The sequence below is a fragment of the Streptomyces sp. SudanB5_2050 genome (assembly GCF_964272335.1).
Classification (GTDB): domain Bacteria; phylum Actinomycetota; class Actinomycetes; order Streptomycetales; family Streptomycetaceae; genus Streptomyces; species Streptomyces rochei.
Map to the genome: position 1 here is coordinate 6,977,991 of NZ_OZ186760.1, position 15,857 is coordinate 6,993,847.

Annotated in this window: 14 protein-coding genes; 5 read left to right on the top strand and 9 right to left on the bottom strand. The window is 72.5% G+C overall.

Annotated features, from left to right (window positions below):
• The first annotated feature begins 147 nt into the window (after positions 1-147).
• Positions 148-453, top strand: coding sequence for a hypothetical protein (locus ACFZP7_RS30590; RefSeq protein ID WP_086876740.1), 306 nt, complete (start codon positions 148-150; stop codon positions 451-453).
• 22 nt (positions 454-475) lie between these two features.
• On the opposite strand, the gene ACFZP7_RS30595 is transcribed toward ACFZP7_RS30590, so the two are convergent.
• Complete coding sequence (locus tag ACFZP7_RS30595) at positions 476-1,276, bottom strand: class I SAM-dependent methyltransferase (protein WP_031015952.1); 801 nt, start codon at positions 1,274-1,276, stop codon at positions 476-478.
• Positions 1,277-1,559: 283 nt separating this feature from the next.
• Here ACFZP7_RS30595 and ACFZP7_RS30600 point away from each other — a divergent pair, with 283 nt between their 5' ends.
• The gene (locus tag ACFZP7_RS30600) at positions 1,560-1,919 is read left to right on the top strand and encodes a cupin domain-containing protein (protein WP_030975643.1); all 360 of its coding nucleotides are present in this window, start codon (positions 1,560-1,562) and stop codon (positions 1,917-1,919) included.
• 70 nt (positions 1,920-1,989) lie between these two features.
• On the opposite strand, the gene ACFZP7_RS30605 is transcribed toward ACFZP7_RS30600, so the two are convergent.
• From ACFZP7_RS30605 to rhaI, 8 genes are all read right to left on the bottom strand, one after another.
• Entirely contained in the window at positions 1,990-3,300 is a 1,311-nt protein-coding gene (locus ACFZP7_RS30605) for an FtsX-like permease family protein (protein WP_385637157.1), read from the bottom strand.
• A 3-nt stretch (positions 3,301-3,303) separates the two neighbouring features.
• Entirely contained in the window at positions 3,304-4,095 is a 792-nt protein-coding gene (locus ACFZP7_RS30610; protein WP_185912815.1) for an ABC transporter ATP-binding protein, read from the bottom strand.
• Positions 4,096-4,207: 112 nt separating this feature from the next.
• The gene (locus ACFZP7_RS30615; protein WP_210902270.1) at positions 4,208-4,840 is read right to left on the bottom strand and encodes an LUD domain-containing protein; all 633 of its coding nucleotides are present in this window, start codon (positions 4,838-4,840) and stop codon (positions 4,208-4,210) included.
• Complete coding sequence (locus tag ACFZP7_RS30620) at positions 4,837-6,315, bottom strand: lactate utilization protein B (RefSeq protein ID WP_137961976.1); 1,479 nt, start codon at positions 6,313-6,315, stop codon at positions 4,837-4,839. Before ACFZP7_RS30620 ends, ACFZP7_RS30615 begins: the two co-directional genes overlap by 4 nt.
• Positions 6,312-7,067: a (Fe-S)-binding protein gene (locus tag ACFZP7_RS30625; protein ID WP_030975654.1), complete on the bottom strand. Its 756-nt coding sequence runs from the start codon at positions 7,065-7,067 to the stop codon at positions 6,312-6,314. Before ACFZP7_RS30625 ends, ACFZP7_RS30620 begins: the two co-directional genes overlap by 4 nt.
• 85 nt (positions 7,068-7,152) lie before the next feature.
• Positions 7,153-8,607: a rhamnulokinase family protein gene (locus ACFZP7_RS30630; protein ID WP_210902271.1), complete on the bottom strand. Its 1,455-nt coding sequence runs from the start codon at positions 8,605-8,607 to the stop codon at positions 7,153-7,155.
• On the bottom strand, positions 8,604-10,643 hold the full coding sequence (locus ACFZP7_RS30635; RefSeq protein ID WP_125536670.1) for a bifunctional aldolase/short-chain dehydrogenase: 2,040 nt from the start codon (positions 10,641-10,643) through the stop codon (positions 8,604-8,606). Before ACFZP7_RS30635 ends, ACFZP7_RS30630 begins: the two co-directional genes overlap by 4 nt.
• Before the next feature lie 111 nt (positions 10,644-10,754).
• On the bottom strand, positions 10,755-11,915 hold the full coding sequence (gene rhaI / locus ACFZP7_RS30640; protein WP_031015943.1) for an L-rhamnose isomerase: 1,161 nt from the start codon (positions 11,913-11,915) through the stop codon (positions 10,755-10,757).
• A gap of 288 nt (positions 11,916-12,203) precedes the next feature.
• On the opposite strand from rhaI, the gene ACFZP7_RS30645 reads away from it, so the two are divergent.
• Genes ACFZP7_RS30645 through ACFZP7_RS30655 form a run of 3 tightly spaced genes read left to right on the top strand, consistent with a single transcriptional unit; the run spans position 12,204 to position 15,829 of the window.
• The gene (locus ACFZP7_RS30645; RefSeq protein WP_019327684.1) at positions 12,204-13,721 is read left to right on the top strand and encodes a sugar ABC transporter ATP-binding protein; all 1,518 of its coding nucleotides are present in this window, start codon (positions 12,204-12,206) and stop codon (positions 13,719-13,721) included.
• A gap of 43 nt (positions 13,722-13,764) precedes the next feature.
• Entirely contained in the window at positions 13,765-14,805 is a 1,041-nt protein-coding gene (locus ACFZP7_RS30650; RefSeq protein ID WP_385637161.1) for an ABC transporter permease, read from the top strand.
• The gene (locus ACFZP7_RS30655; protein WP_030975666.1) at positions 14,798-15,829 is read left to right on the top strand and encodes an ABC transporter permease; all 1,032 of its coding nucleotides are present in this window, start codon (positions 14,798-14,800) and stop codon (positions 15,827-15,829) included. Before ACFZP7_RS30650 ends, ACFZP7_RS30655 begins: the two co-directional genes overlap by 8 nt.
• Positions 15,830-15,857: the final 28 nt, after the last annotated feature.

A 15,857-nucleotide genomic window follows, 5' to 3' on the forward strand; every position in this document is an offset into this window, starting at 1 on the left:
CATGTTAAGCAGACAAAACACCCGAAAACGGCAGGACTTGCGGAGTGATCACACAGGCGGACGTACGCGCGTGTGGACATCCGCCGCCAGGGGCACCCGGCAGCGGGAGGGGCGGCACGGGGGAGAGGAAGGCGGTGGGCGGAGCCGATGGCGAGGACCAGGCGCTACCAGGTGGCGGCCTCCGGCCGCTGGTGGGACGAGGAGGACAACCGCTGGCTGCCGGCCGGCGAGGTGCACGCGTGGGAGCAGGGTCTGAACCAGACCGCGTGCGGGCTGTCCCTGCACCGCTCACGGCTCGCGCGCTTCGCGGCCGTCGGCTGGAGCGACGTGCTGCCCGAGTCGGGCGGCGCCGCCGACGCCGTCCGCCGGGTCTGCCCGCGCTGCGCCGCGGCGGCCGGCCGCCGCGGCGCGGGCGACCGGCCGGGCTGGCGGCGGGTGAATCCGCGGCCCTGAGGCCGGGCCGCGGAACGGGAAGTCAGGACGGCAGCGGCGAGCGGCTGACCCGGATCTTGGACTGACCGTGCGGCCGCTTCTCCCAGTCCTCCATGAACCGGGCGTGCAGTCGGTGCTGGGCGGCCAGCGTCAGCAGCGTGTCGGTGCGGTAGTAGAAGTCCTCCCGCAGCACCTGGTGTTCCGTGCCCTCGGTGCGGTCGAAGGTGAAGTCGAAGAAGCCCGTGTCGGTCAGGACCCGGCCGACGTGCGCGAGGCACTCGTCGATCACGCTCAGCGGGGAGTGCGAGAAGACGCTGTGCGCGTGCACCACGTCGAAGTGGTCGTCCGGCAGGAAGTCCAGCCGCAGGTCCCCGGTGAGCGTCAGGTGCGGCAGCTTGGCCTGGAGCCCGCGCCGGGTGAGCGTCCGCTTGGCGGCGATCAGGATGTCCGGCGAGATGTCGATGCCGTAGTAGTGGCCGGTGTCGAGGTGGTCGATGAAGCGCCAGCCGCCGCGCAGGTTGCCGCAGCCGATGTCGAGCATCCGGTGCTCCGGGCGCAGCCCGTGCTCGAGCAGGTAGTCGAACTGCATCCGTCCCAGCGCCAGCCAGCGGTCGTGGCTCCGGCTGCCGACGGCCGCCTCGGGGTCGCGGCGGGTGTCGTGGGCCATCACCGCCCGGTAGTAGCCGATGTGGTCCGGGTGTCTGAGCCGCAGCCAGGCGTCCCGGCCGGCGCGGCGCACATAGGGTCCGACGCGCTCGGGGTGGCGCAGCGCGTACCCGACCTTGTGGGTGAGCGCGGCGCGGTTGCTGTGCAGCTTCTTCGGGGAGTGGGCTTCCTTCGGCACGGGCGTTCGACCTCCGCGGTGAGGGCCGGGACGGTGAGTAAAGGGGGGCGGGCAGGGTGTCACGTCCGGCGGCGGAGCACCAGGACCCGGGGCCCGTGTCGCGTGGCGCGGCGGGCCGGTCGGGACCGGTCACCGCTCGTACGGCGGTGGCGGCGACGACCTCCTCGGCCGTGGCGAGCCTGTCCCCGCATGAGGCGGTCCGTGGGTGTCAGCCGCCCCGGGAGGCGCCGTCGAGTTGACAGACGGAGGATGGAGTGGTGGGGACAGGGAAAGGAGGAGCGTCATGCTGGAGGCCAAGACGCTCGACAAGCCGGACGAGCGGCGCGATTTCCCCCGCGGTCACATCGAGGCCGTGCACATGGAAGGGCTCGACTTCGCCGTCGCCACCTTCGAACCGGGCTGGCGCTGGTCGGAGTCCGTGGCGCCCATCGCGGGCACCGACAGCTGCATGATCCACCACAACTGCTACGTGGTGGAGGGCCGGATGCACGTCCGCATGGACGACGGAACGGAGTGCGAGGTGGGTCCCGGCGACGTGTTCGTCTGCTCACCCGGCCACGACGCCTGGGTCGTGGGCGACGCGCAGTGCGTCGTGTACGACTTCGCGGGCGGCATGGCGAAGGAGTACGCCAAGGCCGACTAGGAGCCCCCGAGCGGGCACGGGAAGAGGGGGGTGACCGCCGCAAGACGGTCACCCCCTCCTCGCCCGTCGCTCAGGCGGCCAGGGCCACCGCCCCGACCGCCGGGGTGCGCAGCACCCGCCGGGCCGTGGCCAGGCTCGTTCCGAGCGTCACCGCCGCCGACACCGCCACCATCGTGAGCCAGACGCCGGGGAACTGGTCCGGCAGCACCGCGTCGGTCCGCACGACCGTGAACGGGACGACGCCGGCCAGCGCGGCCACCGTGCCGAAGAACACCCCGGTCAGCGTCATGATCACGCCCTCGGCAGCGACCATGCCCAGTACCTGGCCCGGGGTCGCGCCCGCGAGCCGCTGCTGCCCGAACTCGCGGGAGCGGTACGTCGTCGCCGCGTACAGCGAGTTGACCAGCATCACGCAGACGAACACCGCGATGATGCCGACCACCGTGAGGTTGAGCGTCTCCAGGTTCTTGGCGTCGACCGACTTGACCAGGCCGGACGCCTCCACCGCGTCGCTCTCCACCGCCTGCATGGTGACGGTCGCCGTCGACACCGCCGTGAACAGGATAAGCGACACCAGGATGCCCGCGAGGTGGTCCGCCCGCTCCCGCAGGTTGCGCACGGCCAGCCAGCCGCTCGCGCCGCGCAGCGGCAGCCGGTTCAGCACGCCCTTCAGCAGCCGCGGCGACAGCAGCGCGAAACCCACCGACAGCAGGATCGCCCCGTAGGCGGGCGGTGCCATGAGCGCCTCGTCGGACGCGGAGAACAGGAAGGTGGAGCAGGCGCCCGCGGCACCGGTGACCAGCGCGGCGCAGGCGAGGAACCGCTTGGCGCCGGCCCGCTCCCGACCCCGCCGCGTCACCCGCCGCACCGCGAGGAACGCGGCGCCCGCCGACGCCAGGAGGGTGATGTCCACGCCGCTCAGCAGCGCGATCGGCCCGAAGGAGTACTCGACGGACCCCGCCACCTGGCCGCTGTCCTGGAACATGTCCAGCAACGCGCGCCCACCGAGCATCGCCGGGCCGACGGCCAGCGCCGCGCCCACCAGGGCCACGGCCACCGCCTCACCCACCACCATCCGCTTGATCTGCGCCGGGGTCGCCCCCGAGCAGCGCAGCAGCTCCAGCTCGGCCGTGCGCTGCCGCACGTTTACCGTCAGCGTCGAGGCCACCGCGAAGAACACCAGCAGCGTCCCGTACCCACCGACGACCCCCGCCGCCGTGCCCAGCGTCTGCGAGCTGACCGAGTCGACGCCGGCCTGCCCGGCCGTGTCGTGCATCGAGTTGAACGTCATGATGATCGCCGCGCCGAGGAAGGCGGAGAGCAGCGTCGCGACGAACCGTCCCGGGCGTCGCCGGATCGACCGCAGGGCCAGTACCAGCATCGCTCACACCCCCGCCGGCACGTCGTCGCCGAGGTGCGCCAGCCGCTCCGCCACCGCGTCCGGGGTCGGGTGGTCCATCCGGCCCGCGAGCCGGCCGTCGGCGAGGAAGACGACCGAGTCGGCGTACGAGGCGGCGACCGGGTCGTGCGTCACCATGACCACGGTCCGGCCGTGCACCCGCACCGCTTCCTGGAGCAGCAGCATCACCTGTCGCGCGCTGCGCGTGTCCAGCGCGCCCGTCGGCTCGTCCGCGAAGATCACCCTGGGTTCGGTCACCAGCGCGCGGGCGATCGCCACCCGCTGCCGCTGACCGCCGGAGAGCTGGTCGGGACGGTGCCCGAGCCGGTCCCCGAGACCGACCGCGGTCAGGATCTCGCGTGCCCGCTTCCGGTCGACGCGGTGCCCGGCGAGCTTCAGCGGCAGCACCGTGTTCTGCGCGACCGTCAGCGTCTCCAACAGGTTGTACTGCTGGAAGACGAACCCGACCCGGCCGCGCCGGAACTTGGTCAGCTCCGCCTCGCCGCCGCCGGTCAGCTCGGTCCCGTCCACCCAGACCATGCCGCTGTCCGGCCGGTCGAGGCCCGCCGCGCACTGCAGCAGCGTGGACTTGCCCGAGCCCGACGGTCCCATCACCGCGGTGAACGTGCCCCGCCCCAGGCTCAGCGTCACCCCGTCCAGCGCGGTGACGGCGCTCTCGGCGGTGCCGTACGTCCGGGTCACCTTCACCAGGCGGAGCGCCTCGGGAGCGGGCCCCGGTTCGCTGCCGCCTCGTGCGCCGCTGCGAAACATCGTCATCATCCTCCGTGCGGCACGCCCTGTGCGCTGCCTCACCGACGACGCTACGGAGCCCGGCCCCGGGACACACTGGGCGCAGAACCCGTATCGGGAGGTGTACCCAGCGACACCCTCACCCCTCCACCAGCACCACCTCCAGGGTGCGCGGACCGTGCACCCCCTCGACCCGGTCCAGCTCGATGTCGCTGGTCGCCGACGGGCCGGAGATCCAGGTCGACGGGCGCGTCGGGTCGAGCCGTGCGAGGGCCTGGGGGACGGAGGAGACCACCTGGTCCGGCACCCGTACGACGCAGACGTGGTGGTCCGGGACGAGGGTGATGCGGCGGCGGCCCTGGTCGGGGGAGCCGTCCAGGACGATCGTCCCGGTCTCGGCGACGGCGACGGCGCAGCCCGTGACCACGCTGTCGACCCGGTCCAGTTCCCGCGGGGTGATCGCCGCGCGGTCCTGGACCCGGGTCGCGTCGACCCCTTCGAGCCAGTACGCGGGCAGCGCCGGCGGGACCACCACGCTCCCCGAGCCGCGCGCCGTCAGGAGCCGCTTCAGCAGCTCGGGCAACTGCCCGTCCGTGCACCGGTGCACGATCGCCCGGTAGTCCGCCAGGTTCTCGGCGAGCAGCTCGACCGTCTCCTCGGTGCTCCGCCGCCCGTGCTCGCGCAGATAGTCCCGCGCGATCGGTTCCTCGTCGGGCGGCACGTCCGCGAGGGCGCGCCGCACCCGGCCCAGAACGCGTTCCCTGCTGCTCACTTCGCCCCGTCCTTCCCGCCGCGCGTACGCTGCCACCAGTCGCGGAACGGCTCCGCAGGCACCTCGGGGAGATCCCGCGTGCCGCTCCACGCCCGGCCCGGTCCGGGGAGCGTACGGGGGTGGAAACGCCGGGTCCGCGACGCCAGCCGCTGTCCGGCCCGCAGCGCGCCCGGGTGGGTGAACGCCCACTGCGCCGCCCGCATCGCCGCCCGTTCGGCGGCGTGTCCTTTCGCCGGCCTCAGCACCACCCTGTTGCCCCGCCGGACGGCCGGGCCGCCCTGCACCACCCGCTCCCGCAGGTGCACCAAGACCTCGGGGATGTCGATGGCCACCGGGCACACCTCGTAGCAGGCGCCGCACAGCGACGACGCGTACGGCAGGGATGCGTCGATCTCGCTGCCCGTGCCCCGCAGTTGAGGGCTGAGGATCGCGCCGATCGGGCCCGGATACACCGAGCCGTAGGCGTGGCCGCCGGCCCGCTCGTACACCGGGCAGACGTTGAGGCAGGCCGAGCAGCGGATGCAGCGCAGCGCCTGGCGGCCGACCTCGTCGGCGAGGGTGTCGGTGCGGCCGTTGTCCAGCAGGACCAGGTGGAAGGTGCCGGGGCCGTCCTCGTCGGTGGTGCCGGTCCACATGGACGTGTACGGATTCATGCGCTCGGCCGTCGAGGAGCGGGGGAGGGTCTGGAGGAACACCTCCAGGTCCTGCCACCTCGGCACGACCTTCTCGATGCCGACGACGGAGATCAGCGTCTCGGGCAGGGTCAGGCACATCCGGCCGTTGCCCTCGGACTCCACGACCACCAGCGTTCCGGTCTCGGCCACCACGAAGTTGGCGCCGGAGATGCCGACCTTCGCCCGCAGGAACTTCTCCCGCAGGTGCAGCCGCGCCGCCTCCGCGAGTTCGGCCGGTGTGTCGGTCAGGCCCTCCGGTGCCGGCCGGCCCCACTCGCCCATCTCGGAACGGAAGATGTCCCGGATCTCACCCCGGTTGCGGTGGATCGCCGGGACCAGGATGTGCGACGGCCGGTCCTTGCCCAACTGCACGATCAGCTCGGCGAGATCCGTCTCGTAGGCGTGGATGCCCTCCGCCTCCAGGGCCTCGTTGAGACCGATCTCCTGCGTCGCCATCGACTTGACCTTGACGACCTCCCGCTCACCGGTCTCCTTGACCAGCCGGGCGACGATCGCGTTGGCCTCCTCGGCGTCGGCGGCCCAGTGCACGGTCCCGCCGGCCGCGGTGACCGCCTCCTCCACCTGGACCAGATACCGGTCGAGGTGGCGCAGGGTGTGGTCCTTGATGCGCCGGCCGGCCTCGCGCAGCGCCGCCCAGTCGTCCAGTTCCGCGACCGCGCGGGCCCGCTTGTCCCGGATGGTGTGCGTGGCGTGGCGCAGGTTGCCGCGCAGGGTCGGGTTGCGCACCGCCGTGCGTGCGGCCTCGGGGAAGGCCGGCATCCCCACGAACGTGCCGCTCATACGGTGACCGCCTCCTCGGTGCTCGCCAGGATCTCCGCGATGTGCACCGGCCGCATGCCGGTGCGCAGCCGCGTCATGGTGCCGCCGATGTGCATCAGACAGGAGTTGTCGGCGGCGCAGAGCACCTCCGCGCCGGTCGACTCCGCGTTGCGCACCTTGTCCGCGCCCATCGCCGCCGACACGTCCGCGTTCTTCACGGCGAAGGTGCCGCCGAAGCCGCAGCACTCCTCGGCGCCCGGCAACTCGAGCAGTTCCAGCCCCTTCACCGCCTCCAGCAGCCGCCGGGGCCGGTCGCCGAGACCCAGGCTCCGCAGCCCGTGGCAGGTCGGGTGGTACGTCACGGTGTGCGGGTAGTACGCCCCCACGTCCGTCACCCCCAGCACGTCCACCAGGAACTCGGTCAGCTCGTACGTCTTCGGCACCACCGGCGCCAGCGTGGCCGCGAGCGTGTCCCCGCGCCCCTCGGCCCGCGCCCGCTCGCCCATCCGCGGATACAGCTCCCGCACCATCGCCCCGCACGAGCCCGAGGGCGTGACGACCGCGTCGTACTCCGCGAAGACCTCCGCGAAGTGCCGGGCCAGCGGCTCCGCCTCGTGCCGGTAACCGGTGTTGTAGTGCGCCTGGCCGCAGCAGGTCTGGCCCGACGGGAAGTCGACCTCGACACCCAGTCTGGTCAGCAGCTTGACGACGGCGCGGCCGGTGTCCGGATAGAGCGTGTCGTTGACGCAGGTCAGGAACAGGGCGACACGCATCGCGGCTCCTTGTGATCGGCGGAACTTGTTGATCATCGGATGAATCGCAGGGTAGTCGGCACGCCGGGACCGGGGGAGACCCCCTTCACCGGTCGGCGAGTCGGGCCTCGGCCGCCCGCCAGCGCTCCGTGCCGCCCCGGGGCTCGTACCGGGTCAGCGACTGGGTGCGCACCAGCAGACGGCGCATCTGCGCGAGGTCGCCGACCAGCCCGTGGGCGCGGGCCTGCACCAGGACGTTGCCGAGCGCGGCGGCCTCCGTCGGCCCCGCCACCACCGGCAGCCCGCAGGCGTCGGCGGTCAGCTGGCACAGCAGCGCGTTGCGGGTGCCGCCGCCGACCACGTGCACGACGTCCACCGGGTGCCCGGCGAGGCGCTGGGCGTCCTCGACGGCCCTGCGGTGGGCCAGCGCCAGCGAGTCCAGGATGCAGCGGGTCACCTCGGCGGGCGAGGCGGGCACCGGCTGCCCGGAGGCGCGGCACGCCTCGGCGATCCGCTCCGGCATCCGCCCCGGCGCGAGGAACGCCGCGTCCCCCGCGTCCACCACCGACCGCAGCGCCGGCACCCGCGCCGCCGCGAGCAGCAGCCCGCCCAGATCCGGCTCGCCCCAGGCCCGTACGCACTCCTGGAGCAGCCACAGCCCCATGATGTTGCGCAGGTACCGGACCGTGCCGTCCAGCCCCAGCTCGTTGGTGAAGTTGGCGGCGCGGCTCTCCTCCGTCAGCACCGGAGCGGTCAGCTCCAGGCCGGCCAACGACCAGGTGCCGGTGCAGATGTACGCGAAGCGCTCGCCCGAGGCCGGCACGGCGGCCACCGCGGAGGCGGTGTCGTGCGACCCGACCGCCGTCACCCGCACGGGACCGGCCAGCCCCGTCTCCTCCAGCACGCGGGGCGTCAACACGCCCGCCGGATCGCCCGGTCGCCGCAGCGGCGCGAAGAGGGCCAGGTCGATCCCGAGCCGGTCCGCCACCTCGTACGACCAGTCGCGGGTGCGCGGATCGATCAGCTGGGTGGTGGAGGCGTTGGTCAGCTCCGTGCCCTGCTCGCCGGTCAGCCAGTACGTCAGCAGGTCCGGGATCAGCAGCAGCCGCCGGGCCTGGGCGAACTGGGCGGTGCCGCTCGCGGCGACGAGCTGGTACAGCGTGTTGAAGGGCGCGTACTGCAACCCGGTCGCCGCGTACAGCTCCTCGGGGGGCAGCGTCGCCCACACCTTCCGCGCCACGCCCTCGGTGCGGGCGTCGCGGTAGTGGACCGGGTTGCCGAGCAGCGCGCCGTCGGCGTCCAGGAGGCCGTGGTCGACGGCCCAGCTGTCGACCCCGACGGAGTCGACCTGCCCCGCCGCCCGCAGCCCGTCCAGCACACCGGCGTACAGCGCCAGGACGTCCCACCGCAGCCCCTCCGGCGTACGGACCGGCCGGTTGGGGAAGCGGTGCGCCTCGGTCAGCTCCAGCCGGTCGGGGTCCACGCGGCCGACCATGACGCGCCCGCTGGACGCGCCGAGGTCGACCGCGGCGTACGACTTGAGGCCCATGGCGGTGCTCATCGCAGGAACGCGGCGGCGACGCCGGCGTCGACCGGGACGTGCAGGCCGGTGGTGTGGGTCAGGTCGCCGCCGGTCAGCGCGAAGACGGCGTTGGCGACGTGCTCGGGCAGCACCTCGCGCTTCAGCAGCGTCCGCTGCGCGTAGAACTCGCCCAGCTTCTCCTCCGGCACCCCGTACACGGCCGCCCGCCGGGCGCCCCAGCCGCCCGCGAAGATGCCCGAACCGCGCACCACGCCGTCCGGGTTGACCCCGTTGACCCGGATGCCGTGCTCGCCCAGCTCGGCGGCGAGCAGGCGCACCTGGTGGGCCTGGTCGGCCTTGGTGGCGGAGTAGGCGATGTTGTTGGGGCCCGCGAAGACCGCGTTCTTCGAAGCGATGTAGACGATGTCGCCGCCCATCTCCTGCGCCGTCATCACCCGGGCCGCCTCGCGCGAGACGAGGAAGGAACCGCGGGCCATGATGTCGTGCTGGAGGTCCCAGTCCCGGGCGGAGGTCTCCAGCAGCGGCTTGGAGACGGAGATGCCCGCGTTGTTGACCACCAGGTCGACCCCTCCGAAGGCGAGCACGGCCGTCCGGAACGCCTCGACGATCTGCTCCTCGGACGTGACGTCCACGGTCACCGCGACGGCCTTGTCCGCACCGCCCAGCTCCTCGGCCACCCGCGCCGCGTTCTCGGCGTTCAGGTCGGCGACCACCACACACGCGCCCTCGGCGACCAGCCGCCCCGCGATCGCCTTCCCGATCCCGCTGCCCGCGCCCGTGACGAGCGCGACGCGCGTGGCGAGCGCCTTGGGCCTCGGCATCCGCCGCAGCTTGGCCTCCTCCAGCGCCCAGTACTCGATCCGGAACTTCTCCGACTCCTCGATCGGCGCGTACGTCGACACCGCCTCCGCCCCGCGCATCACGTTGATCGCGTTGACGTAGAACTCGCCGGCCACCCGGGCGGTCTGCTTGTCCTTGCCGAAGCTGAACATGCCGACGCCCGGCACCAGCACGATCGCCGGGTCGGCACCGCGCATCGCGGGGGAGTCCGGCTCGGCGTGCCGCCGGTAGTAGGCGGCGTACTCCTCGCGGTAGGCGGCGTGCAGCTCCTTGAGCCGGGCGACGGTCTCGTCCAGCGGCGCGGAGGGCGGCAGGTCGAGGACCAGGGGCCGCACCTTGGTGCGCAGGAAGTGGTCGGGGCAGGAGGTGCCGAGCGCGGCGAGCCGGGGGTGCTCGGCCCGGGCGAGGAAGTCCAGCACCACGTCCGCGTCGGTGAAGTGCCCCACCTGCGGCCGGTCCTTCGAGGCGAGCCCGCGCACATACGGCGCCAGCGCCGCCGCCCGCTCCCGCCGCTCGTCCTCCGGCAGCGCCTCGTACCCGGCGACCACCGGGCCGAACGGCTCGGCCTTCCCGCGCTCGGCGAGGAACGCCTCCGCGGTGCGGATGATGTGCAGCGAGTTGCGCTCGCACTCCTCGGAGGTGTCGCCCCAGGCGGTGATGCCGTGCCCGCCGAGCACACACCCGATCGCCCGCGGGTTGGCCTCCTTCACCGCCGCGATGTCCAGCCCCAGCTGGAAACCGGGCCGCCGCCACGGCACCCACACCACGGTGTCCCCGAAGCACTCGGCGGTCAGCTTCTCGCCGTCCGCCGCGCAGGCCAGCGCGATCCCCGAGTCGGGGTGGAGGTGGTCCACGTGCGCGGCCTCCACGAGCCCGTGCATCGCGGTGTCGATGGAGGGCGCGGCACCGCCCTTGCCGTGCAGGCAGTAGTCGAAGGCGGCGACCATCTCGTCCTCGCGCTCGACACCCGGGTAGACGTCCTTGAGCGCCCGCATCCGGTCCAGCCGCAGCACGGCGAGCCCCGCCTCGGTGAGCGTCCCGAGATCACCGCCGGACCCCTTGACCCACATCAGCTCCACGTCACCCCCGGTGACGGGATCGGTGGCGGTGCCCTTGGCGGAGGCGTTGCCGCCGGCGTAGTTGGTGTTCCGGGGATCGGAGCCGAGCCGGTGGGAGCGGGCGAGGAGGGCGGAGGCTTCAGGGTGAGATGCCATGACGGTGCTCTTTCGATCGAGGGGTGGTGTAGCGCCTTCAGGGGCGCGGGGAACTGCGCGACCGGCCACAACCGGCCCGCAGCCGAGGAACGACGGAAACCCGGCGGACGCCTACGCCCCCCACCCGGCCTGCTGCCCACCGACCCGCTCGGCGACGACCTTCTCCGCCCACCCGCACTCGCGGTACGCCGCCAGGGGATCCGGGGCCAGCCCCATCTCCTGGCGCACCTCACGAAGGAGCGGCCGCACGTCCGAGGCGTAGGCGTCCATCAGCACGGCGTTGGCGCCGAGCACGTCCCCCGACGCCTGCGCGGCCGACAGCGCCTCCGCGTCCACCAGCAACGCCTTCGCCGTCGCCTCCTGCACGTTCATCACCGACCGGATGATCGCCGGGATCTTCGCCTCGATGTTGTGGCACTGGTCCAGCATGAACGCCACGTCGGAGGTGAACCCGCCCCCGCGCACCACCTCGTACATGATCCGGAACAGCTGGAACGGGTCGGCCGCGCCCACCATCAGGTCGTCGTCCGCGTAGAACCGCGAGTTGAAGTCGAACCCGCCGAGCTTCCCCTCCCGCAGCAGCGTCGCCACGATGAACTCGATGTTGGTGCCCGGCGCGTGGTGCCCGGTGTCGACGACGACCTGCGCCTTGTCGCCCAGCTTCAGACAGTGGGCGTACGCCGTGCCCCAGTCCGGCACGTCCGTGGTGTAGAACGCCGGCTCGAACAGCTTGTACTCCAGCAGCATCCGCTGCCCCTCGCCGAGCCGCTCGTACACCTCGGCCAGCCCTTCGGCCAGCCGGTCCTGCCGGGAGCGCACGTCGTCCTGCCCGGGGTAGTTGGTGCCGTCGGCGAACCAGAGCTTCAGGTCCCGCGAGCCGGTGGCGTCCATGATGTCGACGCACTCCAGCAGGTGACCGACGGCCTTCTCGCGCACCGCCGCGTCGGGGTGGCAGATGCTGCCCAGCCGGTAGTCGTCGTCCTGGAAGGTGTTGGAGTTGATCGCGCCGATCCGCACGCCCCGCGCCTTCGCGTGCTCCGCCAGCGCCGCGTAGTCCTCGACCTTGTCCCACGGGATGTGCAGGGCGACGGTCGGGGCCACGCCGGTGAACTCGTGCACCTTCGCCGCGTCGTCCAGCTTCTCGAACGGGTCGCGCGGCACGCCCGCCTGGGCGAACACCTTGAACCGGGTGCCCGAGTTCCCGTACGCCCACGACGGCGTCTCGACTGCCTGGGTCTTGAGCGCGGCCTTCACCGCGGCGAGCTCGGTCACTTCGGCGCTCCTGTGGCATCGGGTCGCGGCCCGGTCCCGAGACCGACTCTGCGCACGACCATGTGTGAAACGATTCAGAACGTGAAGCTATGAGGCGCCCGAAGGGGTGTCAACCCTTCTGCTCGGCCCGGCTTTCCGTGACCCCGCCGTGACCTTCGATTATCGAAAGTTTTTCGACCCGGACCCATTGACGCGACATGCGCTGCCTGCCTAACGTCCCGGCAACCCAGTTGAAACCTTTCACGGCGCCGTGAGGGCCGTCCCGCCCGGCGTCGTCGAGGAGCCCCCATGACCCACCCGTCCGACACGGGTACGGCCCCGGTTCTGGCGCTCAGGGACGTCTCCAAGTCCTTCGGCGCGGTCCGCGCGCTGCGGGACGTCTCCCTGGAGCTCTTCCCCGGTGAGGTGCACGCCCTCGCCGGTGAGAACGGCGCCGGCAAGTCGACCCTCATCAAGACGCTCGCCGGAGTCCACCGGCCGGACGCCGGCCAGGTGCTGCTCGACGGCGCGCCGGTCGTCTTCCACGGCCCCGGCGACGCCCGCGCCGCCGGCATCGCCGTGATCTACCAGGAGCCGACCCTCTTCCCCGACCTGTCGATCGCCGAGAACATCTTCATGGGCCGCCGGCCCCGGCGTGCCCTCGGCCGTATCGACCACCGGGCGACCCGCGACGCCACGGCCGCGCTCATGCGGCGCCTCGGCGTGGCACTCGACCCCGACCGCCCGGCGCGCGGCCTGTCCATCGCGGACCAGCAGATCGTCGAGATCGCCAAGGCCCTCTCCTTCGACGCCCGTGTCCTGATCATGGACGAGCCGACCGCCGCCCTCACCGGCAGCGAGGTGGCCCGGCTCTTCGGCGTCGTGCGCACCCTGCGCGAGCAGGGCGCCGCCGTGCTCTTCATCTCGCACCGCCTGGAGGAGATCTTCCGGATCTGCACGCGCGTCACCACCCTGCGCGACGGCGGCCGGATCGCCAGTGAGCCGCTGGCCGGCATGACCGAGGACGACCTGGTCCGCCGCATGGTCGGCCGCGACCTCGACGAGCTGTACCCCAAGCAGGAGGTCAGCCCCGGCGAGGTCGCCCTCAGCGTGCGCCGGCTGACCCGGGAGGGCGTCTTCACCGACGTCTCCTTCGAGGTGCGGCGCGGGGAGATCGTGGGCCTGGCCGGACTGGTCGGCGCCGGCCGCACCGAGGTCGCCCGCGCGATCTTCGGCGTGGACCGCTGGGACGCCGGCGAGGTCACCGTCGACGGCAAGCCCCTGGTCAACGGCGCCCCGTCCACCGCGATGGCCGCGGGCCTCGCCCTGGTCCCCGAGGACCGACGCGCCCAGGGCCTGGTGATGGACATGTCCATCGAGCGCAACATCGGCCTCACCGGGCTGCGCAAGACCGTCAGGGCCGGACTGATGGACCGGGGCGCCGAGCGCAGCCGCTCCCTCGACTGGGCCGTCAGGCTCCAGGTCAAGTACGCCCGCATCGCCGACGCCGTCTCCACCCTCTCCGGAGGCAACCAGCAGAAGGTCGTCCTCGCCAAGTGGCTGGCCACCGGCCCCAAGGTGCTGATCGTCGACGAGCCGACCCGCGGCATCGACGTCGGCACCAAGGCCGAGGTGCACCGGCTGCTGAGCGAACTGGCCGCCGACGGCGTGGCCGTCCTGATGATCTCCTCCGACCTGCCCGAGGTCCTCGGCATGGCCGACCGCGTCCTGGTGATGCACGAGGGCCGGCTGACCGCGGAGATCGACCGCACCGACGCCACCGAGGAGACCGTGATGGCCGCAGCCACGGGGAGGGCCGCCGCATGACCGACGCCCCCACGCCCCCGTACGTCACCGGGAGGGCCGCCGCATGACGGTCACCGCACCCGACCAGGCCCCCGTCACCGATGTGCCGAAGGCCGGCGCCACCCGGCTCGTCGACCGCGTCTTCAAGATGCGCGAACTGGCCATCCTGCTGGTCTTCCTGGTGATGATCGCCGTCACCCAGGCCGGCAACAGCGCGTTCCTGTCCGAGCAGGGCATCAAGGACCTGCTGCTCAACGCGACCATCCTGGTCCTGGTCGCCACCGGCCAGTCCCTGGTCGTCATCACCCGCAACGTCGACCTGTCCGTCGGCTCCACCCTCGGCATCAGCGCCTTCGCCGCCGGCACCTACCTCCAGGGCGGCGGCGACTCCGCCGTGGCCGTGCTCCTCGCCGTCCTGATGGGCGTCGGCTTCGGCCTGCTCAACGGTCTGCTGGTCAGCCTCGGCCAGGTGCCCGCCCTGGTGGTCACGCTCGGCACCCTGTACATCATCCGCGGCATCGACTCGATCTGGGTCGGTTCCCGCCAGATCACCGCGGCCGACCTGCCCGGCGGCTTCGTCGACTTCGGCTCCGGCGGGATCTCCGCCGTGCCGTATCTGGCCCTGATCGCCCTCGCGGTGCTCGTCACCACCGCGTACTACCTGAAGCACTTCGGCAGCGGGCGCGAGCTGTACGCCCTCGGCTCCAACCCGGAGGCGGCCCGGCTCGCCGGCATCCCGGTCCGCAAGCGCATCCTTACCGCGTACACCTTCTGCGGCGCCCTCGCCGGACTCGCCGGCGCCCTCTACCTGGCCCGGTTCGGCAACGTCGACTCCGGCACCGGCAACGGCTACGAACTGACCGTCGTCAGCGCGGTCGTGGTCGGCGGCGTCGTCTTCACCGGCGGCTCCGGCAGCGTCTACGGCGCCGCGCTCGGCGCGCTCCTGCTCACCTCGATCAACAGCGTGCTGCCCGCCCTCGGGGTCAGCTCCGTGTGGGTGCTGGCCATCAACGGCATCCTGCTCATCCTCGCCATCGCCGTCGACCGGATCGTCGCGCTCCGGGTGGCCGACGCCCTGAAGAAGAGGAACGCCCGCCATGGCTGACCGCTCCCTGATGCGCGCCGTCCGCCGGTCCGCCTCGCCGAGGTGGGACGGGGCCGTGGGCGCCCTCCTCCTCGTCGTCCTGCTGCTCTCCTTCGGCTTCGTCGACGGTTTCGGCAACGCCCTCAACCTGTCCTTCCTCATCGGCAACACCCTGCCCATCGCGCTCATCGCCCTGCCGATGACCCTGCTGGTCGTCTCCGGCGAGATCGATCTGTCGGTCGCCTCCACCGCCGGCCTGTCCGGAGCGGTGATGGGCGCCCTGTGGAACCAGGGCATGGCGATCGAGACGATCATCCCGATCTGTCTGCTGCTCGGCGTGGTGTGCGGCCTGGTCAACGGGCTGCTCGTCACCCGGCTCGGCCTGCCCTCCCTCGCCGTCACCATCGGCACCCTGGCGGCCTACCGGGGCATCGCGCAGATCGTGCTCGGCTCCGACGCGGTGACCGACTTCCCCTCCGCGTACCTGGACTTCGCGGCCGGACGCATCGACGGCACCTTCGTCCCGTACGCCTTCCTGCCGTTCCTCGTGCTGCTCGTCGTCGCCGTGGTCGCGCTGCACGCCATGCCGTTCGGCCGGTCGCTGTTCGCCATCGGCGCCGGCGAGGAGGCGGCCCGGTTCGCCGGTATCCGGGTCAAGCGGCAGAAGCTGATCCTGTTCACCCTCACCGGACTGATGTCCGCCCTCACCGGCGTCTTCTGGGCCCTGCACTACGCCAGCGCCCGCTACGACAACGCCACCGGCCTGGAACTCTCCGTCGTCGCCGCCGTGCTGCTGGGCGGCATCGACTTCGACGGCGGCAAGGGCACGCTCGGCGGCGCGATCGCCGGGGTCTTCCTGCTCGGGACCCTCCAGAACGTGATGAGCCTGAAGGACGTCTCCGCCCAGTCGCAGATCGTCGTCACCGGCGTCCTGCTCGTGCTCTCCGTGCTCGGCCCCCGCCTCGCACGGCAGCTCTCCCTCGCGCGGGCCGGACGCAGGGCGGCCTCGGCGCCCCCGCCCGGGACACCCGCGCCCACCCCGTGACCGGCACCGCCCACCCTCGTAAGGAACC

Bases quoted from the DNA above. Each gene is read 5' to 3' on its own strand.
- ACFZP7_RS30610 (WP_185912815.1), bottom strand. From the start codon at position 4,095: ATGACGATGTTTCGCAGCGGCGCACGAGGCGGCAGCGAACCGGGGCCC.
- ACFZP7_RS30605 (WP_385637157.1), bottom strand. From the start codon at position 3,300: ATGCTGGTACTGGCCCTGCGGTCGATCCGGCGACGCCCGGGACGGTTC.
- ACFZP7_RS30630 (WP_210902271.1), bottom strand. From the start codon at position 8,607: ATGAGCACCGCCATGGGCCTCAAGTCGTACGCCGCGGTCGACCTCGGC.
- ACFZP7_RS30635 (WP_125536670.1), bottom strand. From the start codon at position 10,643: ATGGCATCTCACCCTGAAGCCTCCGCCCTCCTCGCCCGCTCCCACCGG.
- ACFZP7_RS30600 (WP_030975643.1), top strand. From the start codon at position 1,560: ATGCTGGAGGCCAAGACGCTCGACAAGCCGGACGAGCGGCGCGATTTC.
- ACFZP7_RS30590 (WP_086876740.1), top strand. From the start codon at position 148: ATGGCGAGGACCAGGCGCTACCAGGTGGCGGCCTCCGGCCGCTGGTGG.
- ACFZP7_RS30625 (WP_030975654.1), bottom strand. From the start codon at position 7,067: ATGCGTGTCGCCCTGTTCCTGACCTGCGTCAACGACACGCTCTATCCG.
- ACFZP7_RS30620 (WP_137961976.1), bottom strand. From the start codon at position 6,315: ATGAGCGGCACGTTCGTGGGGATGCCGGCCTTCCCCGAGGCCGCACGC.
- ACFZP7_RS30645 (WP_019327684.1), top strand. From the start codon at position 12,204: ATGACCCACCCGTCCGACACGGGTACGGCCCCGGTTCTGGCGCTCAGG.
- ACFZP7_RS30650 (WP_385637161.1), top strand. From the start codon at position 13,765: ATGACGGTCACCGCACCCGACCAGGCCCCCGTCACCGATGTGCCGAAG.
- ACFZP7_RS30655 (WP_030975666.1), top strand. From the start codon at position 14,798: ATGGCTGACCGCTCCCTGATGCGCGCCGTCCGCCGGTCCGCCTCGCCG.